Source organism: Ensifer sp. YR511 (assembly GCF_900103045.1).
Classification (GTDB): Bacteria; Pseudomonadota; Alphaproteobacteria; order Rhizobiales; family Rhizobiaceae; genus Ensifer; species Ensifer adhaerens.
In genome coordinates this window covers 247238-270495 of record NZ_FNGR01000002.1, presented here as the reverse complement: position 1 = coordinate 270495, position 23258 = coordinate 247238, and the positions used below count along the sequence as shown (strand labels likewise).

Sequence of the window (23258 nt, the reverse complement as noted above, 5' to 3'; positions counted from 1 at the left end):
CTCGCCTGGCAGGTTTGATTGGTGATGGAGAAAACCTAGCCCTTTCAACGGTGCCGCTGTTGCACGCAGCCTGCCTACATTGATACTATTCTGGCTTCTGAGGATAGAATGGTGCAACATGAAGGCTGTTTTGCAGAAGATCTCGAGGCCGACCAATGCCTCATCAATCTTGCTAGACCGCCGGCTCGACGATGCCATCCCGTTCCAATGGCACCATCATCCCGAGTTCGAACTGACGCTGACGCTCAACTCGCGCGGCCAGCGCTTCATCGGAGACCATATCGGTGCCTATGAGGACGGCGATCTCGTGCTGGTCGGCTCCAACTTGCCGCACACCTGGCACTCCGCCGGCAAGGTCGACGAGGCCGAACCGCACGTGGCGCTGGTGCTCTGGTTCCATCCGGAATGGGTGGAGCGCGTGGAGGAAGGCTTCGTCGAACTCGCCGGCGTCAAGGCGATGTTCGAGCGTTCGGCTCCAGGGTTGCAGTTCACGCCGGAAGTGGCCACCCGCGTGCGGCCGCTGTTCGAAGGGTTGCGCCGGTTGGCGCCGGAGGAGCGCCTGCCGGACGTCCTGTCGATGCTGACGATCCTGGCGCGCGAGCAGGCGGTAACACCACTGTCGAGCCGGGTCGTCACGCCATCAGGCCGATCGGTCGACCGCGGCCGCCTCGACCGGGTGCTCGACCATATCCACCTGCATTACGCCGAAAACCCGTCGATGGACGAACTCGCGGATCTGGCCGCGCTCAGCCTTTCCGGCCTGCACCGCCTGTTCCTGCGCCACCTCAACATGCCGGTCTCGGAATATCTGATGCGCCTGCGGATCGGCGAGGCCTGCGCGCTGCTCAGTGGTTCGGCGCGTTCGATCGCTCATGTCGCCGATGCCGTCGGCTATCGTTCGCTTGCCAACTTCAATCGCCAGTTCAAGGCGGCCAAGGGCATGACGCCGAGAGCGTTTCGCGACCGGTTCCGCAGCGCCGCTTGATCAAGGCATCAATTCCGGTGATTGCGGCGTCAATTTAATTGGCTTTTATCTGTTTTAGCAGCCGCCTAGGATCGCGCTCCATCAATCGGAGAGATTCCATGTCCGCTGTTTCCGGAGCATCCGCGCCGTCCAGTGCCCGTCAGGAGATGCCCTGGCTGATCATTGCGGCCGGCTCGGTCGTTGCGATGCTCACCTTCGGCCCGCGCTCGGCGATGGGCTTCTTCCAGCTGCCGATGCTCGCCGATACGGGCTGGGACAGGACGACCTTCGGCCTTGCCATGGCATTGCAGAACCTCTGCTGGGGCCTGAGCCAGCCCTTCTTCGGCGCGATCGCGGACAAGTTCGGAACGTGGCGCGTGCTCGCCATGTCGGGCCTTCTCTACGCTGCAGGGCTCTTCATCATGGCCTTCGCCAACGCGCCGATCTGGCTGCACATCGGCGGCGGCGTGCTCGTCGGCATGGCGGTGGGCTCCGGCTCCTTCGGCATCCTGCTCTCCGCCTTTGCCCGCAACGTCACGCCGCATCAACGGTCGCTCGCCTTCGGCATCTGCACGGCGGCGGGCTCGGCCGGCATGTTCCTGTTCGCGCCCCTGAGCCAGGGGCTGATCTCGGCCTATGGCTGGTCGGACAGCCTGGTCTATCTCGGTGTCCTCATGCTGGTGGTGCCGTTCTTCGCGATCCCGCTGCGCGGCAACGCGTCCTCCGGCCGCCAGAGCGAGGCGCAATTCAAGCAGTCGATCGGCGAGGCGCTGAAGGAGGCACTTGGCCACAAGAGCTACCTGCTGCTGGTTTCCGGCTTCTTCGTTTGCGGCTACCAGGTTGCCTTCATCACCGCGCACTTCCCGGCTTACATAGGCGATATCGGCATCGACGCGCGCTATGCGGTGATCGCGCTGGCACTCATCGGCTTCTTCAACATCATCGGTTCTCTGTCGGCGGGCTTCATCGCCCAGCGCTACTCGAAACCCTATTTCCTGGCGCTGATCTATATCGCGCGGTCGGTGGCGGTGACGGCCTTCCTGCTGCTGCCGCAGACGCCGACCTCGGTCATCGTCTTTGCCATCGTTATGGGCCTGCTCTGGCTTTCGACCGTGCCGCCGACCAATGCGCTGGTCGCGATCATGTTCGGTACGCGCCACCTCGGCCTGCTCGGCGGCATCGTCTTCCTGTCGCACCAGGTCGGCTCATTCCTGGGTGTGTGGATGGGCGGCTACCTCTACGACCACTTCGGTTCCTACGATCCGGTGTGGTGGCTCGGTGTAGCCCTCGGCGTCTTCGCTGCAATCGTCCACTGGCCGATCGAGGAGAAGGGCGTGGCACGGCCGGCGATGGCCTGATCGCGAACCAAAATCAGAAGCGCCGCGAAAAGCGGCGCTTCTATTCTTGAATTCTGTCACAAAACTTTCTAAATCAACCCATGCGGCTTTGCCGCTTTTGTTTTGGTTCAATTATGCTCAGAGTGAGCATAATTGAAAACCCGCCCAGGAAGAGGGGCGGAGAGGAGATGTCGATGACGCGCCTTGCACCCCGCACCGCGGCCGTGGCGAAACCGGTTTTTGTCAGCGCCGCTGAGCGCTTCGGCATCATCGAAAGGCCCGAGCTCGCCTTTACGCCGGCGATCGCGCGCGAAACCGAGCATCTCTACGAGAAGGTCAAGGATTTCATCCCGGCGATCGAGTGGCCGGTCTACGCGCCCTATGTGCACGCCATCAACCGGCTGAAGAAGGAGCGTAACGCGGTCATCCTCGCGCATAACTATCAGACGCCGGACATCTTCCACTGTGTCGCCGACATCGTCGGCGACTCGCTGCAGCTCGCGCGCGATGCTGCCAAAGTCGATGCGGAAATCATCATCCAGTGCGGCGTGCACTTCATGGCCGAAACGTCGAAGTTGCTGAGTCCGGAAAAGACCGTGCTGATCCCCGACGCCAAGGCAGGCTGCTCGCTGTCGGAATCGATCACCGGCGCCGATGTCCGCCTGCTGAAGCAGCGCTACCCCGGCGTTCCCGTCGTCACCTACGTCAACACGTCTGCCGACGTGAAAGCCGAGACCGACATCTGCTGCACCTCGTCGAACGTGCTCGATGTCGTCGAGAGCCTGGAATCCGACACGGTTCTCTGCATTCCCGACGAATACCTGGCGATGAACGTCGCGCGCCAGACCAACAAGAAGATCCTGACCTGGAAGGGCCACTGCGAGGTGCACGAGCGCTTCACCGCCGCCGAGTTGCTCGCCTACAAGGAAGCCAATCCGGGTATCGAGATCATCGGTCATCCGGAATGCCACCCGGACGTAATCGCCGTCTGCGACTTCGCCGGCTCGACCTCCGGCATGATCAACTACGTCAAGGACAATCGCCCGTCGAAGGTGCTGCTCGTTACCGAGTGCTCGATGGCGTCGAACATCCAGGCCGAGATCGAAGGCGTCGAGTTCGTCAAGCCGTGCAACCTCTGTCCGCACATGAAGCGCATCACGCTGCCGAAGATCCTCGACAGCCTGCTGACCATGACGGAGGAGGTTCTCGTCGATCCTGATATCGCCGATCGCGCCCGCCTTGCGGTCGAGCGCATGGTGAACCTCAAGCAGTAACAATTTCCGCCGGGTCATACCGGATGCAGGCATGCGCATTGGAGGAGAATGAATCATGCTGACCGACCATTTCCGCCCGCAATCCTTCAACGGGATTGACGATATCGTCATCGTCGGTGGCGGCCTGGCCGGCCTCTTCTGCGCGCTGAAACTGAGCCCGAGACCGGTGACGATCCTTGCCGCAGCCCCGATCGGCCACGGCGCCTCGTCGGCCTGGGCTCAAGGCGGCATCGCCGCAGCCATGAGCCCCGGCGACACCTTCGAGAAACATGTCGCTGACACGTTGGCCGCCGGTGCCGGCATCGTCGACGAGAAGATGACGCGCATGATGGTGGCCGAAGGCCCGGCGCGCATTCACGATCTGCTCGAATACGGCGTGCCCTTCGATCGCGATCTCGAAGGCAAGCTGCTGCTCTCGCGTGAGGCGGCCCATTCCGAGCGACGCATCGTCCGCGTCAAGGGCGACATGGCCGGCAAGGCGATCATGGAAGCGCTGATTGCCGCCGTCCGCCGGACGCCTTCGATCCGCGTGATCGAAGGCTATGTAGTCGAGGAACTCGTGCGCGAAGGCCGGTTCATCTCCGGCGTCATCGCCCGGCCCGATGCCGGCCAGTCGAAGAAGCGTGTGGCTTTCCCGGCCCGTGCCGTCGTGCTCTGCTCCGGTGGAATCGGTCATCTCTATGCTGTCACGACCAACCCGTGGGAAGCGTGCGGGCAGGGGCTCGGCATGGCCGCCCGCGCCGGCGCGATCATCGCCGATCCGGAATTCGTGCAGTTCCACCCGACGGCGATCAACATCGGCAAGGATCCGGCGCCGCTCGCGACCGAGGCGCTGCGCGGTGATGGCGCCCAGCTTCTGAACGCCGCCGGCCATCGCTTCATGCTCGATATCCACCCGGACGGCGAGCTTGCGCCGCGCGACATCGTTTCGCGTGGTGTCTTTGCCGAGGTCCAGGCCGGCCGCGGCGCGTTCCTCGATTGCACCAAGGCTGTGGGCAAGCATTTCCCCGAGATGTTCCCGACGGTCTATGCCTCTTGCATGGCGGCCGGCATCGATCCGGTGACGCAAGCCATCCCGGTCGTGCCGGCGGTTCACTATCACATGGGTGGCGTGCTCACCGATGCCGAAGGTCGCACCTCGATCGATGGTCTCTGGGCTGCTGGAGAAGTGACCTCCACCGGCGTGCACGGCGCCAACCGGCTCGCCTCCAACTCGCTGCTCGAAGCCGTCGTCTTTGCCGCCCGCATCGCCGAAAACATCAAGGGCACGCTGCCGACGCCGCAGCTTACCGAATGGGGCGATAATGCCGGCGAGAACGACGATCCGGTGACCGTCGAAGACAGCCCGCAACTGAAGATCCTGCGCCAGGTGATGAGCGATTGCGTCGGCGTGATCCGAACCCGCGAGAGCCTGGTAAAGGCGATCCGCGAGATCGCACAGCTCGAGCGCGACAACACCCGCATGCGCTTCACCAACATTATTACCACGGCCAAGTTGATCGCCGTCGGCGCGCTGCGGCGCACGGAAAGCCGCGGCGGTCACTTCCGCGCCGATTGCCCACAGGAACAGCCGGAATGGCGCCGCCGCACCTATCTGACGCTCGCCGACGCCAACCGCCTGGCGAGCGAACTGGCGGAGACGGAAGCGGCGTGATTTCACGCGCGCCGCTTGCATGGACCGACACTCAAGGACGAAAAAGCAGATGACCGCAGCCCTCCGCCCCGAACTTCCCGCACTGATGATCGAGGACCAGGTGCGTGCCGCACTTAACGAGGATCTCGGCCGCGCCGGCGACATTACCACGCTCTCGACCATCGGGCCGGAGCTGACCGCAAAGGCCGGCATGAACGTGCGCGATGCGGGTGTTGTTGCCGGGCTGGAGCTTGCGCGTGCCGCCTTCCGTCTGGTCGATCCGTCGATCCACTTCGAGGCATTGGTGGCGGATGGTGACCGGGTCGCGCCGGGCACGGCGATCGCCCGGATCTCCGGTCGCGCCCGCGGGCTGCTGTCGGCCGAACGTGTCGGCCTGAACTTCCTGATGCACCTTTCGGGCATCGCAAGCTATACGGCGAAATTCGCCGACGAGATCGCCCACACGCGTGCGAAGGTCTGTTGCACCCGCAAGACCATTCCTGGGCTGCGGGCGCTGGAAAAATACGCGGTGCGTCTGGGCGGTGGCTCCAATCATCGCTACGGCCTCGACGATGCCGTGCTGATCAAGGACAATCACATTGCCGTATCTGGTGGTGTCGCCAGCGCCGTCCATGCGGCGCGTGCCTATTGCGGCCATCTCGTCAAGATCGAGATCGAGGTCGATGGCCTCGATCAGATGCGCGAGGCGCTGACGGCCCAACCCGACGTCATCCTGCTCGACAACATGGGGCCGGACTTGCTCCGCGAGGCCGTTGCGGTCAACCGCGCGTTTTGGCAGCTCTCCGCCGACGCCTATGCGGTCGATGCCCGCCGGACGCGGTTGGAGGCTTCAGGCAACGTCAAGATCGATACGGTGCGGGCAATCGCCGAGAGCGGCGTCGACTACATCTCGACCTCGAAGATCACCATGGCCGCCCCGACGCTCGACATCGGCCTTGATGTGGTGATCGAAAGGTAAGCAACTCCAGGAAAAGTGCGAAGCGGTTTTCCGTCCGGAGTTGCGCCCAAAAGAGGCCAACTCCAGGAAAAGTGCGAAGCGGTTTTCCGTCCGGAGTTGCGTCTTTTCAGAAGCTAACCGAGGTTTTGAACGTCAACGCTGCATGATGAACGGGCAGGAGAAACGTTCGCCGACGGTGATCTGCGTGCCGCAGTCGTAGCGGCAGGTCCGGAACTGCCCGTTCAGGTCCTGGCTGTTGAGATTGCAGATGGTTGTCTGCGGCTGCATGCCGCCGCCCTGTTGGTTCTTGAAGTAGTCGGGCATCTTCGGCTTTTCGTCGGTTCCCGATTGGGGCGAGGTGCCGAGCAGCGACGTAAGCAGGGTCAGGACGAGCAGCATGGTTGTCACCTCGGTCGTAAACGCCGCATGGTTTGCGGGCAGCGAAAGTTCGGTCGCGTCCCACTGCACCGATTATAGCATCATCCCCGCACATGTAGGGCGTTCTGTCGGATGTTTTTAGGTGCCGATCCACCGTTTGGTGGGCGGTACTGCCCTCATCGCCCACCGACCTTGAGCCCCGGGGCAGGGCGCTCGTCGAGGATCTGGCGGCGGAAGCGGAAGAGGGCGGCCGGCCGCCCACCGGTGGAAGACAGCGTCATCCCCGTCGGCTCCACCAGTTCGGCCCCTTCGACCAGGCGGCGGAAGTTCTGCTTGTGCAGGTGGCGCCCGGAGATCGCTTCGACGGTTGCCTGCAGATCGGTCAGCGTGAACTCGGGCGGCATCAGTTCGAAGACGACCGGCCGGTACTTGATCTTGCCGCGCAGCCTCGCCATTGCCGTGGCGACGATGCGGCGATGGTCATGGCGCATCGCCAGCCCGGCGGTCAGAACGTCGTTGCCATTACCGTGGCCGTCGATGGCCGCCTCGGGCACGAGCCCTGCCTCGTAAAGGAGCTCATAGCGCTCCAGCACGCGTTCCTCGTCCCAGGGAAAATCGCCGAGGCCGAAGGCCAGGCGAATGCGCGCCCGGCGCCCGGCAATCCGGGCGGCTCGGTCGTCACCGGACACACCTGTTTCCCAGCGGGCAAGTGCCGGCAGGAGCGCCTGGTCCAGCACCGCCGGGCGACCCTGCCGCCAGTCCTCCCAGGGCAGGTAGCCGTACCAGTCGCGCCAATGCGCGCCGGCTTCGGCCAGCCGCTCGGTGTTTTCGGCATCGGTTCTCGTCAGGGCCAGATAGCCGACCGAGACCATGTGCTTGCCTTCTTCGCCCGGCAGCCGCTGACGGCCGCGATCGCCGAAGGTGTAAAGCTGTTCGATATAGCCGAGCTTCAGCGCCGTACGCTTTTCGACGCGATCGCGCAGGCTCGTCTCAAAGGTCCGGTGGAGCGCCGGATCGAAGGGGCCGAAGGGCAGGCTGTCACGCGCATCGCCGTCACTTTCGCTGACGGCGAGGATGCGCGGGCTGCGGTTGACGACGGCGACGATCGCCGCATTGAGGCCGATCTCGACCGTTGTCGGCTGCGTCTCAATCGGCAACGGCTGCTCCTTCGGAAGCAAGCGGCAGAAGGAACGGCGCATTGCCGTCGGCATCCGCGCCGCGACCGATCGCGCGAACGGCGGCGATCAGCCTTCCATTGCGCGCAAGCACGCCGTCGCCAATCTCGACGAGCCGGCTGTTGGGGGTCGCATAGGGCGAGGCGCGGCGCAGCCGCTGCACCAGCTCCGCGTCGTCCTGGTCCGGCTCGGCCGCGAGCGCGGCGATGAGGGCGGCTGCCGGCGAACGGGAGACGCCCATCCAGCAATGAACGAGGAGCGGCCGTGCACGGTCCCATTCGCGCGCAAAGGCGACGATCTGCCGGACATGGTCTTCCTGCGGCGCAATGAGGTCGCCGGTGCCGGCAAAGGTGATGTCGTTCATGCCGAGCGTCAGATGTCGCGCCTTGGCGATGACGCCGGGGCGATGGAAATCCTGGCCCTTGGCGACGAGGCTGATCATCTCGGTGCAGCCATGGCGGACGGCCATTTCGGCAATGCGGGAAAGCGGAGAAACGATGATGCCGGGCATGTCAGATTTCCGCGCGCGCGGGCACGCGCTGCGCTTCCAGCGTGAGGAACCGTTCGGTGAACAGGCGCTGCGCCTCGACCGCCGGCAAGGGATCGATCAGCAGCGTCTCGCGGGTGATGCCGCGCGGCTGGCCGAAGAACTTGCGCGCCTCTTCGACGGAGAAGCCGGCAAGCACCGTTGCTTCGAAATAGGCCGCGACATGATCGGCCTTCTTGATGCGGTCCTTCAATTCCTTGGAGCAATGCGGCGGCAGGCCGAAACGAAGGTGGATGGCGCTTTCCAGCCGCTTCTCGACCGATTTGTAGCCGCCGCCGACCACCGCCTTGAACGGCGAGATCATGTCGCCGATCACATATTCCGGCGCGTCGTGCAAAAGCGCCAGCAGGCAATCGTCGGTGCTGCACTTGTTGCTGCGGCGAAAAATATCTTCGACCATCAGGCTGTGCTGGGCGACAGAGAAGGCATGATCGCCGGCGGTCTGGCCGTTCCACCGGGCAACACGGGCGAGGCCATGGGCGATGTCGCCGATCTCGACATCGAGCGGCGAGGGATCGAGCAGGTCCAGCCTTCGGCCGGAAAGCATGCGCTGCCAGGCGCGGGCCGCCGTCACGCGCTTGCCTCGTCCGTGCTGGTCGGGAAGGTGAGGCCGGTCCATTCGGGCAGAACCATTGTCACCGGCACGTCGCCGGCGAGCAGCGGGATCCCATTCGCCATGGCTTCACCGGCCTTGTCGATGCGCACGATCGCGAGCGCCGACTTGCCCTGCACCGTGCCCAGCGCGCCGATCGCCTTGTCGTTCGCCGTAATCGTCGTTCCCGTGGGAGGAAGGGCGGCGTCCGCCGAAACGATCACGACCCGGCGGCGCGGCGTGCTGCGGTGCTGCATGCGCGACACCACTTCCTGACCGACGTAGCAGCCCTTCTTGAAGGAGAGGCCGCCGTTTTTGTCCAGGAGCACGTCATGGGGGAATGCGTCCTGCACCGCATAATCGGCACCGGCATTCGCAATGCCCGCCGCGATCCGCAGCCGTTCGAGGTCTTCTGCGCCGGCCGTGTCGCCGGTGGCTTCCCCATAGGCGCGAAAGAGCGCAACGCCCGCCTTCTCGAAACGGTGGTCCCTATAGGCACCCGTCGGTGCTGCTTCGTCGAATATCACGGTGACGGCGTCGGAAGCCCTGATCGAAAGCTCGACTGCCGAGCGAAGCTTGTACATTGTCATGCGCTTCAGCAGCGCTTCGGCCTGGTCGCGTGCCGTTTCCAGCCGTAGGCCATCGCCGTCGCGGGAGATCAGGAACTCGAACAGGATCTTGCCCTGTGGCGTCAGAAGCGCGCCAGGACGCGCCTCGTCGGGCGCAAGCGCGTCGAGGTCGGTGGTGATCAGTCCCTGAAGAAGATCTTCGGCGTCCTTGCCGGAAATGGAGACGATCGCACGATCGTCGAGGCGAACTCTGGGCATCGTTCGAATCCTGTTCGACGGGAGGGGAGAATCCCGCGCTAACCTAGCAAACGATCACCTGGTAGCCGTGGCCGACTCAGGCCCCGGTCTCACCGGCGATCTCTTGGCGAAGAGGTAGGATGTTCGGCTGTCATCGGCAAGCAGGTCGCCGGCGCTCAGTCGCCGGCGATGAAGAATTTCCACTTGCCGTCCGGCATGATGCCGACGCGATAGAAGTTGTAACTGCCGAATTCTTCCATGTCGGCAAAGTCGCCGGCGGTGACCAGGCGGAACAGGTCGACCTTTTCCGGTGCCGTCAGCGTCGAAAGCTTCTTTTCTGCAAAATAGGGCCAGACATAGGCCTCCTGCGGCGTGCCCTTGTCGACCAGCACGAAGCCGGTCGACAGCACGTCGAGCAGGATCGCGAGAATTTCGACGCCTTCCTGGTCGCCCGAAAGGCTCTTCAGGATCGACACCGGGTCTTCATCGCCGGTGACGCCGGTGACCTGGGTCTGGTTCGGGCCCTTGCCGAGCAACGGGCGCAACCGCTCGATGTCGCCGGAAGCCGCCGCCTCGACGATCAGCTCGCGCATGCGGGCGACCGGCGCCGGAATCTTGGAAACGTCGGTCAGGACTTCGACAGGCCCGGTCGGCTCCGGTTCTTCGGCTTCGGGAGCGTCTTCCTTCGTGGCTGTCGCCGACTTGTTGATCAGCGGGTCGGGCATCGGGATTTCGAGCGGAAGCGTCTCTTCCTCATCCGGCTCTTCGGCAACGGGTTCGGCGGCAGGCGGCGTCGCCTTCTGATCGCCGGCGGCAGGCTGTTGCTCGGCCGGAACGGGTTGCGGCGCGCCCTGCAATTCGCTGAGAGCGAAGGCGGGGGAAACCGCTGCCGGGGTGGTCAAGGCGACACCGGCCAACAGCAGTGTGGCGAGGCGAACCGGAAGGGTCCGGTTTGCAAGATTCCGATGCATCGGGCAGTCCTGATATTACTGAATCGTGCGCTGGGGCGAGAATTCGCCGGCGAGCACGCGCTCGCGAAGCGAATTGAGCATTGCTTCGGCGCCGTCTTCGCCATGAAGCCGAACGGTTTCCCGCATGGCAAGAGCAATGGCCGCATCGGCGATGATTTCCGGCTCGATACCGTCGGCCATTCCGTCCGCCCAGGCCTCGCTCTGGTGTTCCAGCGCAGCCTGCATCTTCTCGTGGACGATCATGTCATCGATGTCGGTCAGGCTTGGTTCCATCATTCGTTCCATGCGACTTCCATTGTGCAAGCGGTTCATATTATGGCCGTTCGGCTGAACTCCGACTGAACGACCGTGACGGACTCGCCACTTCTTACCACTCTCTTAACGAACTTAGCAGCCTTTTCCCGAAACGACACGGGGTCGTGAGAAAAGAGGTTAATTTATTGCTAATTTCCAAAGCGGGCGACGATTTCTGACGCAAGTGTTGCCCCTTCGGCACGATATCGCTGTTCGGCGACGATCGCAGGGCCTGTGCAGTTCGTATAGACCGATGCGAAGGTGCGGTACCCGCGGTTGAAGGCGGCAGTCATCCGCTCGCGTCGTTTGACTTCGGTGGCGGTTTCCTTGTCGATCAGATCCTGCATCGAGCGGCGCCAGACGTCTTCCGGTTCCTTGACGCAGAGATTCCTGAGGTAGTGCACGGAGCCGAGGATCTCGGAGAGTCGAATCAGCCGCTGGTCATAGGGCGTCGGCTTTTCTTCCACAGCGGCCGGGGCAGGGGCTGCGGTCTCGGTCTTGGCCGGCTCTTTCGTCGGTGTTTTTTGCGCCGCCGCACCAGTGGCGACCGTCAGGGCGATTGCAGCGAGCGTAAGCCTTGCGAGGATCGGGACAGGGATCATGATTTCATCAAGCCCGAATTGTCGGCGGTTTCAAGGCCGTCGCCTGATGTCGCGGCGTTCGCGCCGGTGCCGGAGAGCCTTTCCACACATTCGCGCACGCTGTCGGGGATCGGCAGGGCGAAGATCTCCTCAGGGGTGAACCAGCCGAGCCCTGCCGCGTCGTCGCTGGCGACGGCCACCGCGTCGGCATCCGCCTCGGCCCTGAACACCGAAAGCAGGAAGTGTCGCCCTTCGGACTCCCTGCCCGGCAGATCGTAGATTTCAAACAGCACCGGATCGCGCGCCTTGATGCCGGTTTCTTCGAACAATTCGCGAAGCGCTGTCTCCTCTGGCGTCTCGCCGGGCTCGGCACGGCCGCCCGGAAAGGCGTACATGTCGGCCGACGGTGGGTTGGCCCGGCGAACGAGCAGATAGCGGCTGTCGCGTTCTAGAATGACGGAGGAAGCAAGTTCGGGCTTGGTCGGCATCAGGGAATCAAATCGTCTCGGTAGCGTTGACCCATCCTACGTGAAGTGCCACATCGATGTCATGTGCGGACGTTTTGCGCTGACGGCGACCCCCGACGAAATGATGGAATTGTTCAGCCTGCTGGAAAGCGACGACTTTCCGGCGCGCTTCAATATCGCGCCAACCCAGCCGATCATGGTTGTCGTGGCCGGCGAGCGCGCGGCACCCGGCAGCAACCTGCCGGAGCGCAAGGCGGTGCTCGTGCGCTGGGGCTTTGTGCCGGGCTGGGTGAAAGACCCGCGTGACTTTCCGCTGCTGATCAATGCGCGGGCCGAATCTGCAATCGACAAGGCCTCGTTTCGCGCCGCCATGCGCCACCGGCGTGTTCTCGTGCCGGCCTCCGGTTTTTACGAATGGCGCCGGCCGCCGAAAGGCAGCCGCGAGCCGTCGCAGGCCTATTGGGTGCGCCCGCGGAAGGGCGGCATCGTCGCTTTCGCCGGGCTGATGGAAACCTGGTCCTCGGCCGACGGCTCCGAGGTCGACACAGCGGCCATCCTGACGACGGCCGCCAACGCCTCGATCCGGCAGATCCATGACCGTATGCCGGTCGTCATCCAGCCCGAGGATTTTGGCCGCTGGCTGGATTGCAAGACGCAGGAGCCGCGCGAGGTTGCCGATCTCTTCGGCCCCGTCGCGGAGGACTACTTCGAGGCGATCCCTGTCTCGGACAAGGTCAACAAGGTCGTCAACACCGGTCCCGAAATCCAGGATGCCGTCACGCCCAGGTCGGTTGCGGATGCCCAGCTAAAAGGCAAGGGCAAGCCGACCGAGCCCGATGGCGGGCAGATGTCTCTCTTTTAAGGAAAAGAGCGTCGGAACCGTCAGGCTGGCCGCTTGGTCAGCTTGCCAGCCGGCTTCGCCTTCACCTGCAACGCTGCGGCAAGTACGGCCTTCAGGCCGAGCGGGCGATACTGTTCGACGAGGTTGGCGGATTTGGTGATGTCTTTGGTCTTTGCGGCTTTCACTTGCACTCACTCCTTGATGCTTTCCCGAACCGGATACACTGTCGCTTTCGTACGTCTTCACGAAAGCGACGCTCCTCCTCGCTCTCCGGAGACAGGATTTCGTGGTGTGCTACCAACTACACCGCGAATCTGTTTTCCGCATGGCGATCTCAGATAAGCCTAATCATGACAAATCCATGACCGCGGAATCCTTTCGATAGTCGGCTGTGCTTGCACGCGGCTGACCTCTTGACCGAAATCGGGTGACGCGCGATAAGTGAGGCCATGAAAACGGTTATCTGCATTATCTGCCGGAACATTATTCGCTAGCGCTCCGCTGGCCTGGCCGTTTTCGTCTCCTAAAATCCAAGATGACAAACGCGCGGGCCTCCCGGGCGCGGTATTTTACGGTCGTATGCATCTTGGAGAATGGCAATGGGCGGAACGCCGACACTGAAGCTGTACAACACGCTGACGCGGGAGAAGATCGAGTTCAAGCCGATCGATCCCGACAACGTTCGCATGTATGTCTGCGGCCCGACGGTCTATGACTATGCCCATATCGGCAATGCCCGGCCGGTCATCGTCTTCGACGTCCTGTTCCGGCTGCTGCGCCATGTCTATGGCGCGGATCACGTCACCTATGCGCGCAACATCACCGACGTCGACGACAAGATCAACGCGCGGGCGCTGCGGGACTATCCGACCCTGCCGCTCAACGACGCGATCCGCCGGGTGACGGAGAAGACCGAAACGCAGTTTCTCGACGATGCCAGGGCGCTCGGCTGCCTCGATCCTGATGTCCAGCCGCGGGCGACCGACAACATCGCCCAGATGATCGACATCATCGAAAAGCTCATCGTCAAGGGCCACGCCTACCAGGCGGGCGGCGAGGTGCTGTTCGATACCAAGTCGATGGCCGATTACGGTCAGCTCTCGAAGCGCAACCTCGACGAACAGCAGGCCGGCGCCCGCGTCGCCGTCGAGGCGCATAAGAAAAGCCCCGGCGATTTCGTGCTGTGGAAGCTCTCCGGCGACAACGAACCGGGTTGGGAAAGCCCGTGGGGCAGGGGCCGTCCCGGCTGGCACATCGAGTGCTCGGCCATGAGCAGCCGCTATCTCGGCGAGGTTTTCGACATCCACGGCGGCGGGTTGGATCTCATCTTCCCGCACCACGAAAACGAGATTGCCCAATCCCGTTGCGCCCATGGCACCGAGGTGATGGCGAATGTCTGGATGCACAACGGCTTCCTGCAGGTCGAAGGCCGCAAGATGTCGAAGTCCGAAGGCAACTTCGTCACCATCTACGAACTGCTGCACACGGAAAAGTTCGCCGGCCGCCAGTGGCCGGGCGACGTGCTGAGGCTCGCGATGCTGATGACGCACTATCGCGAGCCGATCGATTTTTCGGTGAAGCGGCTGGAAGAGGCAGAGCATCTGCTCTCCAAGTGGCCGGTGCCGGGTGACGCCACGGGTGAGGCCGACCCGGCCGTGGTCGCCGCACTTGCCGACGACCTCAACACGGTCGCGGCCGTCCAGGCGGTCCATGCGCTCGCCCAGAAGGCGGCGACCGATCCGAAACTGCTCGGCACCTTCGCCGCAAGTGCTGCGCTGATCGGCGTGGTGCCGCAGGCGGTCGAACTCGACGAGGGGCTGGTCCGCGACATCGACAGCCGCGTGCGAGCCCGTCTGGAACTGCTGAAGGCGAAGAACTTCGCGGAAGCCGACAAGATCCGCGATGATCTGCTGGCGCGCGGTGTTCAGCTGAAGGACGGCAAGGATCCGGCAACCGGCGAGCGGGTGACGACCTGGGATATCAAACGGTGACGGTGGGCCGCCCCCAGAGCCCTGTCCGATCGCTCTGATCGGTTCGGACAGGGCATCTGAAAGGGCAGCGGAAAGCGGAGCGCATGCATGAAAGAGGAGTTCGTGCGATGATCGACCATACGGGCATTCCCGTCGCGGATTTCGACCGGGCGCAGTCGTTCTACGACAAGGCCTTTGCTCCGCTTGGCGCCTCCTTGCTGATGATGGTGCCGTTGGAGCACACCGGCGGCGTGAAGGTCGGTGGTTGTGGCCGCGAGCGGCCGGTTTTCTGGCTGCATGAAACGGCCGAGGCAGGCCCGGGCCGCCACTACGCCTTTTCGGCGCGCAGCCGCGCCGAGGTCGATGCCTTCTATGAAGCGGCGATTGCCGCCGGCGGACTTGACAACGGCAAGCCGGGGCTGAGACCGCACTACCACCCGGACTATTACGGGGCCTTCGTATTCGATCCCGACGGCAACAATATCGAAGCCGTCTGCCACGCGCCGGGCTAAGGAGGAGTTGCGATGAGTCTCGACAACAGGCCCCATTATGCCGGCGGCTGCCAATGCGGCGCGGTCCGGTTCCGCGTCGAGGGCAAGCTCGGTGACGCATCCGTCTGTCATTGCCGCATGTGCCAGAAGGCGAGCGGCAATTTCTACATGCCCTTGGTTTCGGTTCGCGGCGCGCATGTGACCTGGACCCGCGGAGAGCCCAAGCGCTTCCAGTCGTCAAACGCCGCGCGACGCGGCTTCTGCGCCGATTGCGGCACGCCGCTGACCTACGAGGCACCGGATGGCATGGCGCTGGCGATCGCTGCCTTCGACGAGCCGCAAGGCATCGTGCCGACCATCCAATGGGGAGTCGAGGGTAAGCTGCCCTATGTCGATCACGTTGCCGATCTGCCTGGCGTTCATACGCTGGAAGATCCGGACGCAATCGAGTTCCTGACCAATCTCGTTTCCTATCAGCATCCCGACCACGACACCGAGACCTGGCCCCCGGAGGAGAAGCGATGACCGAAAACGTTCGAACAGGTGGATGCCAATGCGGCGCGGTCCGCTTCCGGATCAAGGGTGAACTCGGACGCGCGTCGATCTGTCATTGCCGCATGTGCCAGAAACAGTTCGGCTCGTTCTTCTCGGCGCTGGTGACGGCGCCGAAGGATGGCGTCGAATGGGTGCGGGACGAACCGAGCTATTTCCAGTCCTCGGTCAACATCGACCGTGGCTTCTGCCCGAAATGCGGAACGCCGATGACCTATCGGCATCCGGGTGGCCTTGAGATCGCCATCGGCACCTTTGACGATCGCACCGATCTGGCGCCGAAAATCCAGGTCAATCACGCCTCGCGGCTGCCCTGGGTCGATACGATCTTCGAGCAGCCGGTGCTTGAGGATCAGGATTTTTACGCCAGGCAGGAAAGCATCATCTCGTTCCAGCATCCCGACCACGAGACCGATCAATGGCATCCCTCGGGAGCATTCCGGTGACCATCGCGCGCATCTATACGGGCGGATGCCAATGCGGCGCCGTGCGCTACCGCGCCGAGGGCGTGCTTGCGGACCCGCATATCTGTCATTGCCGCATGTGCCAGAAGGCGACCGGGAACTATTTCATGCCGCTCGCCAATGCGTCCCGAGACACGTTCGACATTACCCGGGGCCAGCCGTCCTGGTTCCGCTCGTCGCATCTGGTGCGCCGCGGTTTTTGCAGCGATTGCGGCACGCCGCTGTTCTACGATATGCCCGACGAGAACTTCATCAACATCGCGCTCGGCTCGCTCGACGACCCCGATGACGTACAGCCCGTTTACCAGTCCGGCGTCGAATCCCGCGTCATATGGTTCTCACGGCTCGCGGGCTTGCCACCAAGGGAGACGGATGACGGTAGCGAGGTCTCGGCGACCCGCCATCTGATCGTTCTCGAAACCAACCGCCAGCATCCCGACTACGACACCGTGCACTGGCCGCTCACGAAAGACTGAAAATGACGACTGTTCTGCGTACGCTTTATCCGGAAATCGAACCCTATGCGTCGGGCCACCTCGAGGTCGGCGACGGTCACACCATCTATTGGGAAAAGGCCGGCACGCCGGGCGCTAAGCCTGCCGTCTTCCTGCATGGCGGGCCAGGCGGCACGATCTCGCCGAACCACCGCCGCCTGTTCGATCCGACGCTCTACGACGTAACGCTGTTCGACCAGCGCGGCTGCGGTAAGTCGACGCCGAATGCCAGGATCGAAGCCAACACCACCTGGCATCTCGTCGCCGATATCGAGCGGCTGCGCGAGATGGCCGGCGCCGACAAGTGGCTGGTCTTCGGCGGTTCCTGGGGATCGACGCTGGGGCTTGCCTATGCCGAGAAGCACCCGGAACGGGTTTCCGAACTGGTGCTGCGTGGCATCTACACGCTGACCAAGGCCGAGCTCGACTGGTACTACCAGTTCGGCGTCTCGGAGATGTTCCCGGACAAGTGGGAGCGTTTCATCGCGCCCATTCCCGAGAACGAGCGCCACGAGATGATGCACGCCTATCATCGCCGCCTGATGAGCGAGGACAAGGCGACACGCCTTGCGGCCGCCAAGGCCTGGAGCATCTGGGAGGGTGAGACGATCACGCTGTTGCCGGAGCTCGCAACCAGCGAGCCCTTCGCCGACGACGATTATGCTGACGCCTTCGCGCGGATCGAGAACCACTTCTTCGTCAATGCCGGCTGGATGGAAGAGGGCCAATTGCTGCGCGACGCCCACCGGCTGCACGGCATTCCCGGCGTCATCATCCACGGGCGGTACGACATGCCGTGCCCGGCGAAGTACGCTTGGCAGCTGCACAAGGCCTGGCCGGGATCAGAGCTGCATCTGGTCGAGGGAGCAGGCCATGCATATTCCGAGCCGGGCATCCTCGACCGGCTGATCCGCGCCACGGACCAGTTCGCAGGCAAGACCGAGCAAAAGTAAACCGAGCATATTTGGACGAGAGCCATGACCAGGGAACGCATCTACCTCTTCGACACGACGCTGAGAGACGGGCAACAGACGCCCGGCATCGACTTTTCCGTCGAGGACAAGATTGCGATTGCCGGCCTGCTCGATCAGTTCGGCATGGACTATATCGAAGGCGGCTATCCCGGCGCGAACCCGACCGACACGGAATTCTTCGGGCGCAAGCGTACCCAGAAGGCCTCCTTCGTCGCCTTCGGCATGACCAAGCGCGCCGGGGTTTCCGCGTCGAACGATCCGGGCCTCGCGGCGCTGCTCGCGGCCAAGAGCGACGCCATCTGTCTTGTCGCCAAGAGCTGGGACTATCACGTCGAAGTGGCGCTCGGCTGCACCAACGAGGAAAACCTCGACAACATCCGGGCCTCGGTCGAGGCGGTGGTCGCCTCCGGTCGCGAGGCGATGGTCGATTGCGAGCATTTCTTCGATGGCTACAAGGCCAACCCCGCCTATGCGCTCGCCTGCGCGAAGACGGCCTTTGACGCCGGCGCGCGCTGGGTGGTCCTCTGCGACACCAATGGCGGCACGCAGCCTCCGGAGGTGCGCGAGATCGTTGCGGCCGTGATCGCTGCCGGCGTGCCCGGCGCCAATCTCGGCATCCACGCCCATAACGATACCGGCCAGGCGGTCGCCAATTCGCTTGCGGCGGTCGAGGCCGGCGTACGCCAGATCCAGGGCACGCTGAACGGCATTGGCGAACGCTGCGGAAACGCCAATCTCGTCACGCTGATCCCGACGCTTGCTTTGAAAGAGGCCTATTCCAGTCGCTTCGAAACGGCGATCGATGCCGACCGCTTGCTGGAGCTGACGAAGCTCGCCCATTCCTTCGACGAGCTGTTGAACCGCTCGCCAGACCAGCAGGCGCCTTACGTCGGCGCGTCGGCCTTTGCAACCAAGGCCGGCATCCACGCTTCGGCATTGCTCAAGGATCCGCGCACCTATGAGCACGTGGCGCCGGAAAGCATCGGCAACCTGCGCAAGGTCATGGTGTCCGACCAGGGCGGAAAGGCCAATTTCATCAACGCGCTGAAGCGCCGCGGCATCGTCGTCAGCAAGGACGACCCGAAGCTCGACAAGCTGATCGCCATCGTCAAGGAACGCGAAGCGACCGGCTATGCCTACGAAGGGGCGGATGCGAGCTTCGCGCTGCTCGCCAGCCGCATTCTCGGCACGGTGCCGGATTTCTTCCACGTGGAAAGCTTCCGGGTGATGGTCGAGCGCCGCTTCGACGCCAACGGCCATCTGAAGACGGTGTCGGAAGCGGTGGTGAAGGTGGTCGTCGACGGCGAGACGATGATGTCGGTCGCCGAAGGCCACGGCCCGGTCAACGCGCTCGACCTGGCGCTGCGCAAGGATCTCGGCAAGTACCAGTCGGAAATCGAAGACCTGGAGCTCGCGGACTACAAGGTCCGTATCCTCAATGGCGGGACCGAGGCGATCACCCGCGTTCTGATCGAATCGACCGATGGCACGGGCGCACGCTGGTGGACCGTGGGGGTCTCCGACAACATCATCGATGCGTCTTTCCAGGCGCTGATGGACAGTATCGTCTTCAAGCTGCTCAAGAACCGCGACCACGTCGGGCTGATCGCCGCCGAGTAATTTCGGCGATCGACCCGGTAACGCTGATGAACTGGCCGGGGGAGGGTGAGCAAAACTCATTCTCCCTTCACGGAAATGAATTGGTGCATCACCGGCCATTGGGGTAGGACGCACCAATGGGAGATCGTGCCGGCCGACTGGCTGTGCCCTCCCTTCTGACCGGTGAGCGGCCATTGCCGCCAGGGCTCTCCGGCAAAACACCAGGAAAAGATGATATGGCCGAGCCGAAAGCACCCGCCGAAAATACCGATTCCGCACAAGGCTTTGCCTTCGCGCTGACCGCCTATCTGCTTTGGGGCTTCCTGCCGTTCTTCATGAAGGCTGTCGCCCATATCCCGGCGCCGGAAGTGGTGGCGCACCGGATCGTGTGGTCGGTGCCGCTCGCAGGTCTCGTGCTGCTCTGGCTCGGGCGCACCGACGATATCAAGACGGCACTGCGCTCGCCGCGCATGCTGTGCATGGCCGCACTGACTGCCGTGCTCATCACCATCAACTGGGGCATCTATGTCTGGGCAATCGGGGCGGGCCGCGCCATCGAAACCGCGCTCGGCTACTACATCAATCCGCTCTTCTCGATCTTCCTCGGCGCCGTGCTTTTGAAGGAGAGGCCGAACCCGGCGCAGATGGTCGCAATCGCGCTCGCTGCTTCCGCCGTCGCCGTGCTCGCCTTTGATGCCGGCGGTCTGCCGTGGGTGTCGATCGGCCTCTGCCTGTCCTGGGGTTTCTACGCCTTCTTCCGCAAGACCCTGCCGGTTGGCCCCAACCAGGGCTTCTTCCTGGAAGTCCTGCTGCTGAGCGTTCCGGCCATCGGCTACATTATCTGGCTGGAGACGACGGGGCAGGGCCATTTCGGCGACACCGGCATGGCCGACGTCCTGTGGCTGCTGTCCTGCGGCATCGTCACGGCCGTGCCGCTGATGATCTATGCCAATGGCGCCAAGCTCCTGCGCCTCTCGACCATCGGCATCATGCAGTACATCGCGCCGACGATGATTTTCGTGATCGCCGTCTTCGTCTTCCATGAGCCCTTCGGTACGGCAAAGCTCATCGCCTTCGGCCTGATCTGGGCGGCGCTGGTGATCTATACCGGCGCGATGCTGGCTGAAAGCAGGGCGCGCCGCGCCCTGCAGGCAAGCCCCGCCGAATAATGTCGGTTGCAATAGAAACAAAAAAGGCGCGCCGGGGGCGCGCCTTTTTTGTTGGCTGAACAGGTTTCTCAAAGCTTGGAGATGATCTCGGCTTCGCCGTCGCGGCCGTTGCCGCCGTTGGCGGCCGCCAGGATGGTCGGCACGATGTCGGCGGCGTCATTGACGACGAGCGGCTGCACCAGATGCGCCGTGTGGACGAAGCCCTCTTCGCGCATGTGCTGCAGGAGGTCCATCATCGGCCTCCAGAAATTGTTGATGTTGCCGAAGACCATCGGCTTGCGGTGACGGCCGAGCTGCGCCCAGGTCATGATCTCGACGATCTCTTCAAGCGTGCCGATGCCGCCCGGCAGAGCCACGAAGGCGTCGGCGCGTTCGAACATCGTGTGCTTGCGCTCGTGCATGTCGGCCGTGACGATCAGTTCGTTCAGTTGGCCGAGCGAATGGCGGGTCGCTTCCTTGTCCATCAGGAATTCAGGGATGATCCCGGTAACTTCGCCGCCGTTGGAAAGCACGCCGCTGGCAACCGCTCCCATGATGCCGCGTGTGCCGCCGCCATAGACCAGGCGAAGCCCGTGATCGGCGATGGAGCGGCCGAGCGCGCGGCCGGCCTCCATGTAGGCATTGTCGCGTCCCGGCTGTGAACCGCAATAGACGCAGATGGATCGAATCGTGCTGTTCTCGGTGCTCATGCCCCCCAAAAAACATTGCAGCGCAGCATGGGTCAAGAAAAATGAGGGGAAACCCGGCTTTCTGTGGGTTGCCGTGCCTTCGGCTGCTTGTATGCCGAATCGCGAATCGCTAGCAATTTCAGTGATTGATTGAAGAAATCGGACGAGTTGCTTGCTGTTGCGCTATAATGACGGCGCAAGCCCGCACCGCAGGCCGATGAGAGGGCATGCGCGGAGCGTTGCTCCGCTCCGTGTGGAGAGTGGCATGATCAAAAATAAGGCCGGCTGGGTGGCCATTTCTGTCCTCGTGGCAGCAACAGCGTTGATGGTATTCGTAATTCAACCGAACTTGCGCGACGACGGCCAGAAGCCAACGGCGGAGCAGGCGGCAGGCACCGCGACACAGTCGACCGAGGCGACGCCTGCGACCAGTGGCCCGCAGGCGGCTGGCGCCTCTGCCGAGACAGCAAAGACGGATGCTGCGCCGCAGCAGGAACAGTCGAAGGCCGACGCGGCGACTGCCGCCAATGCGCCTGCAACCGATCCCGCCATTCCCGGTTTCGATGTGTTGCGCGTGGAGCCCGATGGCTCGACGGTGATCGCCGGCCATGCCCAGCCGAATTCGAAGCTTGAGATCCTGAGCGGCGATACGGTGGTCGGCACCGCTGATGTCGGCGCGACCGGCGACTTTGCCGCGGTCTTCGACGATCCGCTTCCGGCGGGTGACCATCAGCTCACGCTGCGCAGCACCGGCGAAAACGGTGCGGTGAAGAGCTCCGAGGAGGTCGCGACCGTTTCTGTTCCCAAGGATCCGTCCGGTCAACTGCTTGCCATGGTCTCGAAGCCCGGCATGGCGAGCCGGCTGATCACGACGCCGGATACGGTGGAGGGGACAGCGGCTGTGGACGCCAAGCCGGCCGAGGTTGCTTCCGCAACGCCGCAGGCGGTCGATACCGCTACTGCGCCGGCCAAGCTTTCTGGCGTGCCGGGCCTGCAGGTGAGCGCCGTCGAGATCGAAGGCAGCAAGATGTTCGTTGCCGGCAGCGCCAAGGCAGGCGCCTTGGTTCGCGTCTATGCCGACGACAGGCTCGTCGGCGAAATGAAAGCCGACGACAAGGGCCACTTCGTCGTCGACGGCCAGATCGAGTTGACGGTGGGCAGCCACATCATTCGGGCCGACATGCTGAACGAGGATGGCACCAAGGTCGTGATGCGCGCTTCGGTTCCCTTCGACCGGCCCGCCGGATCGCAGGTCGCGGCCGTGGCACCTTCGGGCACGCCGTCCGCAACCGCGGGTCTCGATGGCCTGCGTGCGGAAGCTGGAAAGGCGCTCGCACTGTTGAAGGGTCTCTATGCCAATGGCAAGGTGCCGAACGGCGAGCAACTGGCCGCCGCCCGTTCGGCGACCGAGATTGCGTTGAAGTCGCTTGCCGATTTCCGCGTCGCCGACAGTTCCGACCAGACGCTCGTCGCTTCCGCGACGCGGGCCGCAAAGGCCTCCGCAAGTGCGCTCGCGGCGCTGAAGGCTGCACCTCAGGACGCATCGAGCGTGGCGACGGCACTTGCCAAGGTTGATGAAACGGTTGGTGCGGTCCTTGCCGAGCAGGGCAGCGCCACGCCGGCGTCGCCCGAGAGGGCCCAACCGAAGGACAATGCCCCGGCTCCGGGCGAACTGGCAAAGGCAATGGGTGCTGGAAGCGCAGTTGTAAACGACGCTGCACCGGCGCAGCCGGCGACCGAAACCGCGGCCGTTGCAGCCTCGCCCGACCAGCCCCAGACGCTCGAGCAGGCTCCGCTCAAGGAGAGCAAGAGTTCGGTGATCATCCGTCGCGGCGATACGCTGTGGCAGATCTCGCGTCGCGTCTACGGCGCGGGCCTGCGCTACACCACGATCTATCTCGCCAACCAGGACCAGATCGAGGATCCGGACCGCATTCGCCCGGGTCAGGTCTTCGGCGTGCCGGACAAGGCGCTGCCGGACGAAGAATCGCGGGAAATTCACAAGAAGCACATGAAACAAGAACAATAAGCAGCCGATCGGCGGCCGCCGACATTGCGG

The 23258-nt window shown here is 63.5% G+C and carries 26 protein-coding genes; 15 read left to right on the top strand and 11 right to left on the bottom strand.

Features of this window, described 5'->3' with window-relative positions; genetic code table 11:
- Window positions 1-118: 118 nt before the first annotated feature.
- From BLU15_RS05805 to nadC, 5 genes are all read left to right on the top strand, one after another.
- Window positions 119-985 (top strand): helix-turn-helix domain-containing protein, encoded by an 867-nt coding sequence (locus BLU15_RS05805; RefSeq protein WP_090294623.1) that lies wholly within the window; start codon window positions 119-121, stop codon window positions 983-985.
- A gap of 98 nt (window positions 986-1083) precedes the next feature.
- Window positions 1084-2322, top strand: coding sequence for an MFS transporter (locus BLU15_RS05800; RefSeq protein ID WP_034804045.1), 1239 nt, complete (start codon window positions 1084-1086; stop codon window positions 2320-2322).
- A 173-nt stretch (window positions 2323-2495) separates the two neighbouring features.
- Window positions 2496-3575, top strand: coding sequence for a quinolinate synthase NadA (nadA, locus tag BLU15_RS05795; RefSeq protein WP_034804309.1), 1080 nt, complete (start codon window positions 2496-2498; stop codon window positions 3573-3575).
- 55 nt (window positions 3576-3630) lie between these two features.
- Window positions 3631-5229, top strand: coding sequence for an L-aspartate oxidase (locus BLU15_RS05790; RefSeq protein ID WP_034804041.1), 1599 nt, complete (start codon window positions 3631-3633; stop codon window positions 5227-5229).
- Between the two features lie 49 nt (window positions 5230-5278).
- Window positions 5279-6187 carry a carboxylating nicotinate-nucleotide diphosphorylase gene (gene nadC, locus BLU15_RS05785; RefSeq protein WP_034804039.1) on the top strand — a complete coding sequence of 303 codons (909 nt, stop codon included), beginning with the start codon at window positions 5279-5281 and terminating at the stop codon, window positions 6185-6187.
- Window positions 6188-6319: 132 nt separating this feature from the next.
- Here the strand turns inward: nadC and BLU15_RS05780 are convergent, their stop codons facing one another.
- The 9 genes from BLU15_RS05780 to BLU15_RS05740 all read right to left on the bottom strand — a co-directional run bounded on the left by BLU15_RS05780 (window position 6320) and on the right by BLU15_RS05740 (window position 12001).
- Window positions 6320-6565, bottom strand: coding sequence for a hypothetical protein (locus BLU15_RS05780; protein WP_077961811.1), 246 nt, complete (start codon window positions 6563-6565; stop codon window positions 6320-6322).
- A gap of 155 nt (window positions 6566-6720) precedes the next feature.
- Window positions 6721-7743, bottom strand: a complete 1023-nt coding sequence (locus BLU15_RS05775) for an NUDIX hydrolase (RefSeq protein WP_034804035.1) — start codon at window positions 7741-7743, stop codon at window positions 6721-6723.
- Window positions 7691-8230: a tyrosine phosphatase family protein gene (locus BLU15_RS05770; protein ID WP_034804033.1), complete on the bottom strand. Its 540-nt coding sequence runs from the start codon at window positions 8228-8230 to the stop codon at window positions 7691-7693. The genes BLU15_RS05775 and BLU15_RS05770 overlap by 53 nt, the downstream gene beginning before the upstream one ends.
- 1 nt (window position 8231) lies before the next feature.
- Window positions 8232-8840: a YfbR-like 5'-deoxynucleotidase gene (locus BLU15_RS05765; RefSeq protein ID WP_034804032.1), complete on the bottom strand. Its 609-nt coding sequence runs from the start codon at window positions 8838-8840 to the stop codon at window positions 8232-8234.
- Window positions 8837-9685 carry a CAF17-like 4Fe-4S cluster assembly/insertion protein YgfZ gene (locus BLU15_RS05760; RefSeq protein ID WP_060522110.1) on the bottom strand — a complete coding sequence of 283 codons (849 nt, stop codon included), beginning with the start codon at window positions 9683-9685 and terminating at the stop codon, window positions 8837-8839. Before BLU15_RS05760 ends, BLU15_RS05765 begins: the two co-directional genes overlap by 4 nt.
- 155 nt (window positions 9686-9840) lie before the next feature.
- Window positions 9841-10635: a hypothetical protein gene (locus BLU15_RS05755; protein ID WP_034804030.1), complete on the bottom strand. Its 795-nt coding sequence runs from the start codon at window positions 10633-10635 to the stop codon at window positions 9841-9843.
- 15 nt (window positions 10636-10650) lie between these two features.
- Window positions 10651-10920, bottom strand: a complete 270-nt coding sequence (locus BLU15_RS05750; RefSeq protein ID WP_089043914.1) for a hypothetical protein — start codon at window positions 10918-10920, stop codon at window positions 10651-10653.
- A gap of 158 nt (window positions 10921-11078) precedes the next feature.
- Window positions 11079-11531 carry a TIGR02301 family protein gene (locus BLU15_RS05745; RefSeq protein ID WP_060522111.1) on the bottom strand — a complete coding sequence of 151 codons (453 nt, stop codon included), beginning with the start codon at window positions 11529-11531 and terminating at the stop codon, window positions 11079-11081.
- The gene (locus BLU15_RS05740; protein ID WP_090294622.1) at window positions 11528-12001 is read right to left on the bottom strand and encodes an NUDIX hydrolase; all 474 of its coding nucleotides are present in this window, start codon (window positions 11999-12001) and stop codon (window positions 11528-11530) included. The genes BLU15_RS05745 and BLU15_RS05740 overlap by 4 nt, the downstream gene beginning before the upstream one ends.
- A 58-nt stretch (window positions 12002-12059) precedes the next feature.
- Between BLU15_RS05740 and BLU15_RS05735 the strand changes: the two genes are divergently transcribed.
- Window positions 12060-12839 carry an SOS response-associated peptidase gene (locus BLU15_RS05735; protein WP_090294801.1) on the top strand — a complete coding sequence of 260 codons (780 nt, stop codon included), beginning with the start codon at window positions 12060-12062 and terminating at the stop codon, window positions 12837-12839.
- A 20-nt stretch (window positions 12840-12859) separates the two neighbouring features.
- Here the strand turns inward: BLU15_RS05735 and BLU15_RS39455 are convergent, their stop codons facing one another.
- Window positions 12860-13003 carry a hypothetical protein gene (locus BLU15_RS39455; RefSeq protein ID WP_164475065.1) on the bottom strand — a complete coding sequence of 48 codons (144 nt, stop codon included), beginning with the start codon at window positions 13001-13003 and terminating at the stop codon, window positions 12860-12862.
- Window positions 13004-13417: 414 nt separating this feature from the next.
- On the opposite strand from BLU15_RS39455, the gene cysS reads away from it, so the two are divergent.
- The 8 genes from cysS to rarD all read left to right on the top strand — a co-directional run bounded on the left by cysS (window position 13418) and on the right by rarD (window position 20531).
- Window positions 13418-14809, top strand: coding sequence for a cysteine--tRNA ligase (cysS, locus tag BLU15_RS05730; RefSeq protein ID WP_060522113.1), 1392 nt, complete (start codon window positions 13418-13420; stop codon window positions 14807-14809).
- A 107-nt stretch (window positions 14810-14916) separates the two neighbouring features.
- On the top strand, window positions 14917-15300 hold the full coding sequence (locus BLU15_RS05725) for a VOC family protein (RefSeq protein ID WP_090294620.1): 384 nt from the start codon (window positions 14917-14919) through the stop codon (window positions 15298-15300).
- A gap of 12 nt (window positions 15301-15312) precedes the next feature.
- Window positions 15313-15804 carry a GFA family protein gene (locus BLU15_RS05720; protein WP_034804016.1) on the top strand — a complete coding sequence of 164 codons (492 nt, stop codon included), beginning with the start codon at window positions 15313-15315 and terminating at the stop codon, window positions 15802-15804.
- Window positions 15801-16277 (top strand): GFA family protein, encoded by a 477-nt coding sequence (locus BLU15_RS05715; protein ID WP_034804014.1) that lies wholly within the window; start codon window positions 15801-15803, stop codon window positions 16275-16277. The genes BLU15_RS05720 and BLU15_RS05715 overlap by 4 nt, the downstream gene beginning before the upstream one ends.
- On the top strand, window positions 16250-16771 hold the full coding sequence (locus tag BLU15_RS05710; protein WP_034804013.1) for a GFA family protein: 522 nt from the start codon (window positions 16250-16252) through the stop codon (window positions 16769-16771). The genes BLU15_RS05715 and BLU15_RS05710 overlap by 28 nt, the downstream gene beginning before the upstream one ends.
- 2 nt (window positions 16772-16773) lie before the next feature.
- Window positions 16774-17742 carry a prolyl aminopeptidase gene (pip, locus tag BLU15_RS05705; RefSeq protein WP_034804012.1) on the top strand — a complete coding sequence of 323 codons (969 nt, stop codon included), beginning with the start codon at window positions 16774-16776 and terminating at the stop codon, window positions 17740-17742.
- A 24-nt stretch (window positions 17743-17766) separates the two neighbouring features.
- Window positions 17767-19383 (top strand): citramalate synthase, encoded by a 1617-nt coding sequence (gene cimA, locus BLU15_RS05700; protein ID WP_090294619.1) that lies wholly within the window; start codon window positions 17767-17769, stop codon window positions 19381-19383.
- 215 nt (window positions 19384-19598) lie between these two features.
- Window positions 19599-20531, top strand: a complete 933-nt coding sequence (rarD, locus tag BLU15_RS05695) for an EamA family transporter RarD (protein WP_034804008.1) — start codon at window positions 19599-19601, stop codon at window positions 20529-20531.
- Window positions 20532-20599: 68 nt separating this feature from the next.
- Here rarD and BLU15_RS05690 read toward each other — a convergent pair whose 3' ends face one another.
- Window positions 20600-21220, bottom strand: a complete 621-nt coding sequence (locus BLU15_RS05690; RefSeq protein WP_034804006.1) for an LOG family protein — start codon at window positions 21218-21220, stop codon at window positions 20600-20602.
- A 244-nt stretch (window positions 21221-21464) separates the two neighbouring features.
- Here BLU15_RS05690 and BLU15_RS05685 point away from each other — a divergent pair, with 244 nt between their 5' ends.
- Window positions 21465-23228, top strand: coding sequence for a LysM peptidoglycan-binding domain-containing protein (locus BLU15_RS05685; protein ID WP_090294617.1), 1764 nt, complete (start codon window positions 21465-21467; stop codon window positions 23226-23228).
- Window positions 23229-23258 lie beyond the last annotated feature (30 nt).

What these genes read in the sequence shown, in the direction of transcription:
- BLU15_RS05770 (WP_034804033.1), bottom strand. Translation starts at nt 8,230, where the DNA reads ATGCCCGGCATCATCGTTTCTCCGCTTTCCCGCATTGCCGAAATGGCC.
- rarD (WP_034804008.1), top strand. Translation starts at nt 19,599, where the DNA reads ATGGCCGAGCCGAAAGCACCCGCCGAAAATACCGATTCCGCACAAGGC.
- BLU15_RS05715 (WP_034804014.1), top strand. Translation starts at nt 15,801, where the DNA reads ATGACCGAAAACGTTCGAACAGGTGGATGCCAATGCGGCGCGGTCCGC.
- cysS (WP_060522113.1), top strand. Translation starts at nt 13,418, where the DNA reads ATGGGCGGAACGCCGACACTGAAGCTGTACAACACGCTGACGCGGGAG.
- BLU15_RS05735 (WP_090294801.1), top strand. Translation starts at nt 12,060, where the DNA reads ATGTGCGGACGTTTTGCGCTGACGGCGACCCCCGACGAAATGATGGAA.
- BLU15_RS05805 (WP_090294623.1), top strand. Translation starts at nt 119, where the DNA reads ATGAAGGCTGTTTTGCAGAAGATCTCGAGGCCGACCAATGCCTCATCA.
- cimA (WP_090294619.1), top strand. Translation starts at nt 17,767, where the DNA reads ATGACCAGGGAACGCATCTACCTCTTCGACACGACGCTGAGAGACGGG.
- nadA (WP_034804309.1), top strand. Translation starts at nt 2,496, where the DNA reads ATGACGCGCCTTGCACCCCGCACCGCGGCCGTGGCGAAACCGGTTTTT.
- BLU15_RS05760 (WP_060522110.1), bottom strand. Translation starts at nt 9,685, where the DNA reads ATGCCCAGAGTTCGCCTCGACGATCGTGCGATCGTCTCCATTTCCGGC.
- BLU15_RS05745 (WP_060522111.1), bottom strand. Translation starts at nt 11,531, where the DNA reads ATGATCCCTGTCCCGATCCTCGCAAGGCTTACGCTCGCTGCAATCGCC.
- BLU15_RS05720 (WP_034804016.1), top strand. Translation starts at nt 15,313, where the DNA reads ATGAGTCTCGACAACAGGCCCCATTATGCCGGCGGCTGCCAATGCGGC.
- BLU15_RS05780 (WP_077961811.1), bottom strand. Translation starts at nt 6,565, where the DNA reads ATGCTGCTCGTCCTGACCCTGCTTACGTCGCTGCTCGGCACCTCGCCC.
- pip (WP_034804012.1), top strand. Translation starts at nt 16,774, where the DNA reads ATGACGACTGTTCTGCGTACGCTTTATCCGGAAATCGAACCCTATGCG.
- BLU15_RS05690 (WP_034804006.1), bottom strand. Translation starts at nt 21,220, where the DNA reads ATGAGCACCGAGAACAGCACGATTCGATCCATCTGCGTCTATTGCGGT.
- BLU15_RS05725 (WP_090294620.1), top strand. Translation starts at nt 14,917, where the DNA reads ATGATCGACCATACGGGCATTCCCGTCGCGGATTTCGACCGGGCGCAG.
- BLU15_RS05755 (WP_034804030.1), bottom strand. Translation starts at nt 10,635, where the DNA reads ATGCATCGGAATCTTGCAAACCGGACCCTTCCGGTTCGCCTCGCCACA.
- nadC (WP_034804039.1), top strand. Translation starts at nt 5,279, where the DNA reads ATGACCGCAGCCCTCCGCCCCGAACTTCCCGCACTGATGATCGAGGAC.
- BLU15_RS05710 (WP_034804013.1), top strand. Translation starts at nt 16,250, where the DNA reads ATGGCATCCCTCGGGAGCATTCCGGTGACCATCGCGCGCATCTATACG.
- BLU15_RS05685 (WP_090294617.1), top strand. Translation starts at nt 21,465, where the DNA reads ATGATCAAAAATAAGGCCGGCTGGGTGGCCATTTCTGTCCTCGTGGCA.
- BLU15_RS05750 (WP_089043914.1), bottom strand. Translation starts at nt 10,920, where the DNA reads ATGGAACGAATGATGGAACCAAGCCTGACCGACATCGATGACATGATC.
- BLU15_RS05790 (WP_034804041.1), top strand. Translation starts at nt 3,631, where the DNA reads ATGCTGACCGACCATTTCCGCCCGCAATCCTTCAACGGGATTGACGAT.
- BLU15_RS05775 (WP_034804035.1), bottom strand. Translation starts at nt 7,743, where the DNA reads ATGCGCCGTTCCTTCTGCCGCTTGCTTCCGAAGGAGCAGCCGTTGCCG.
- BLU15_RS05800 (WP_034804045.1), top strand. Translation starts at nt 1,084, where the DNA reads ATGTCCGCTGTTTCCGGAGCATCCGCGCCGTCCAGTGCCCGTCAGGAG.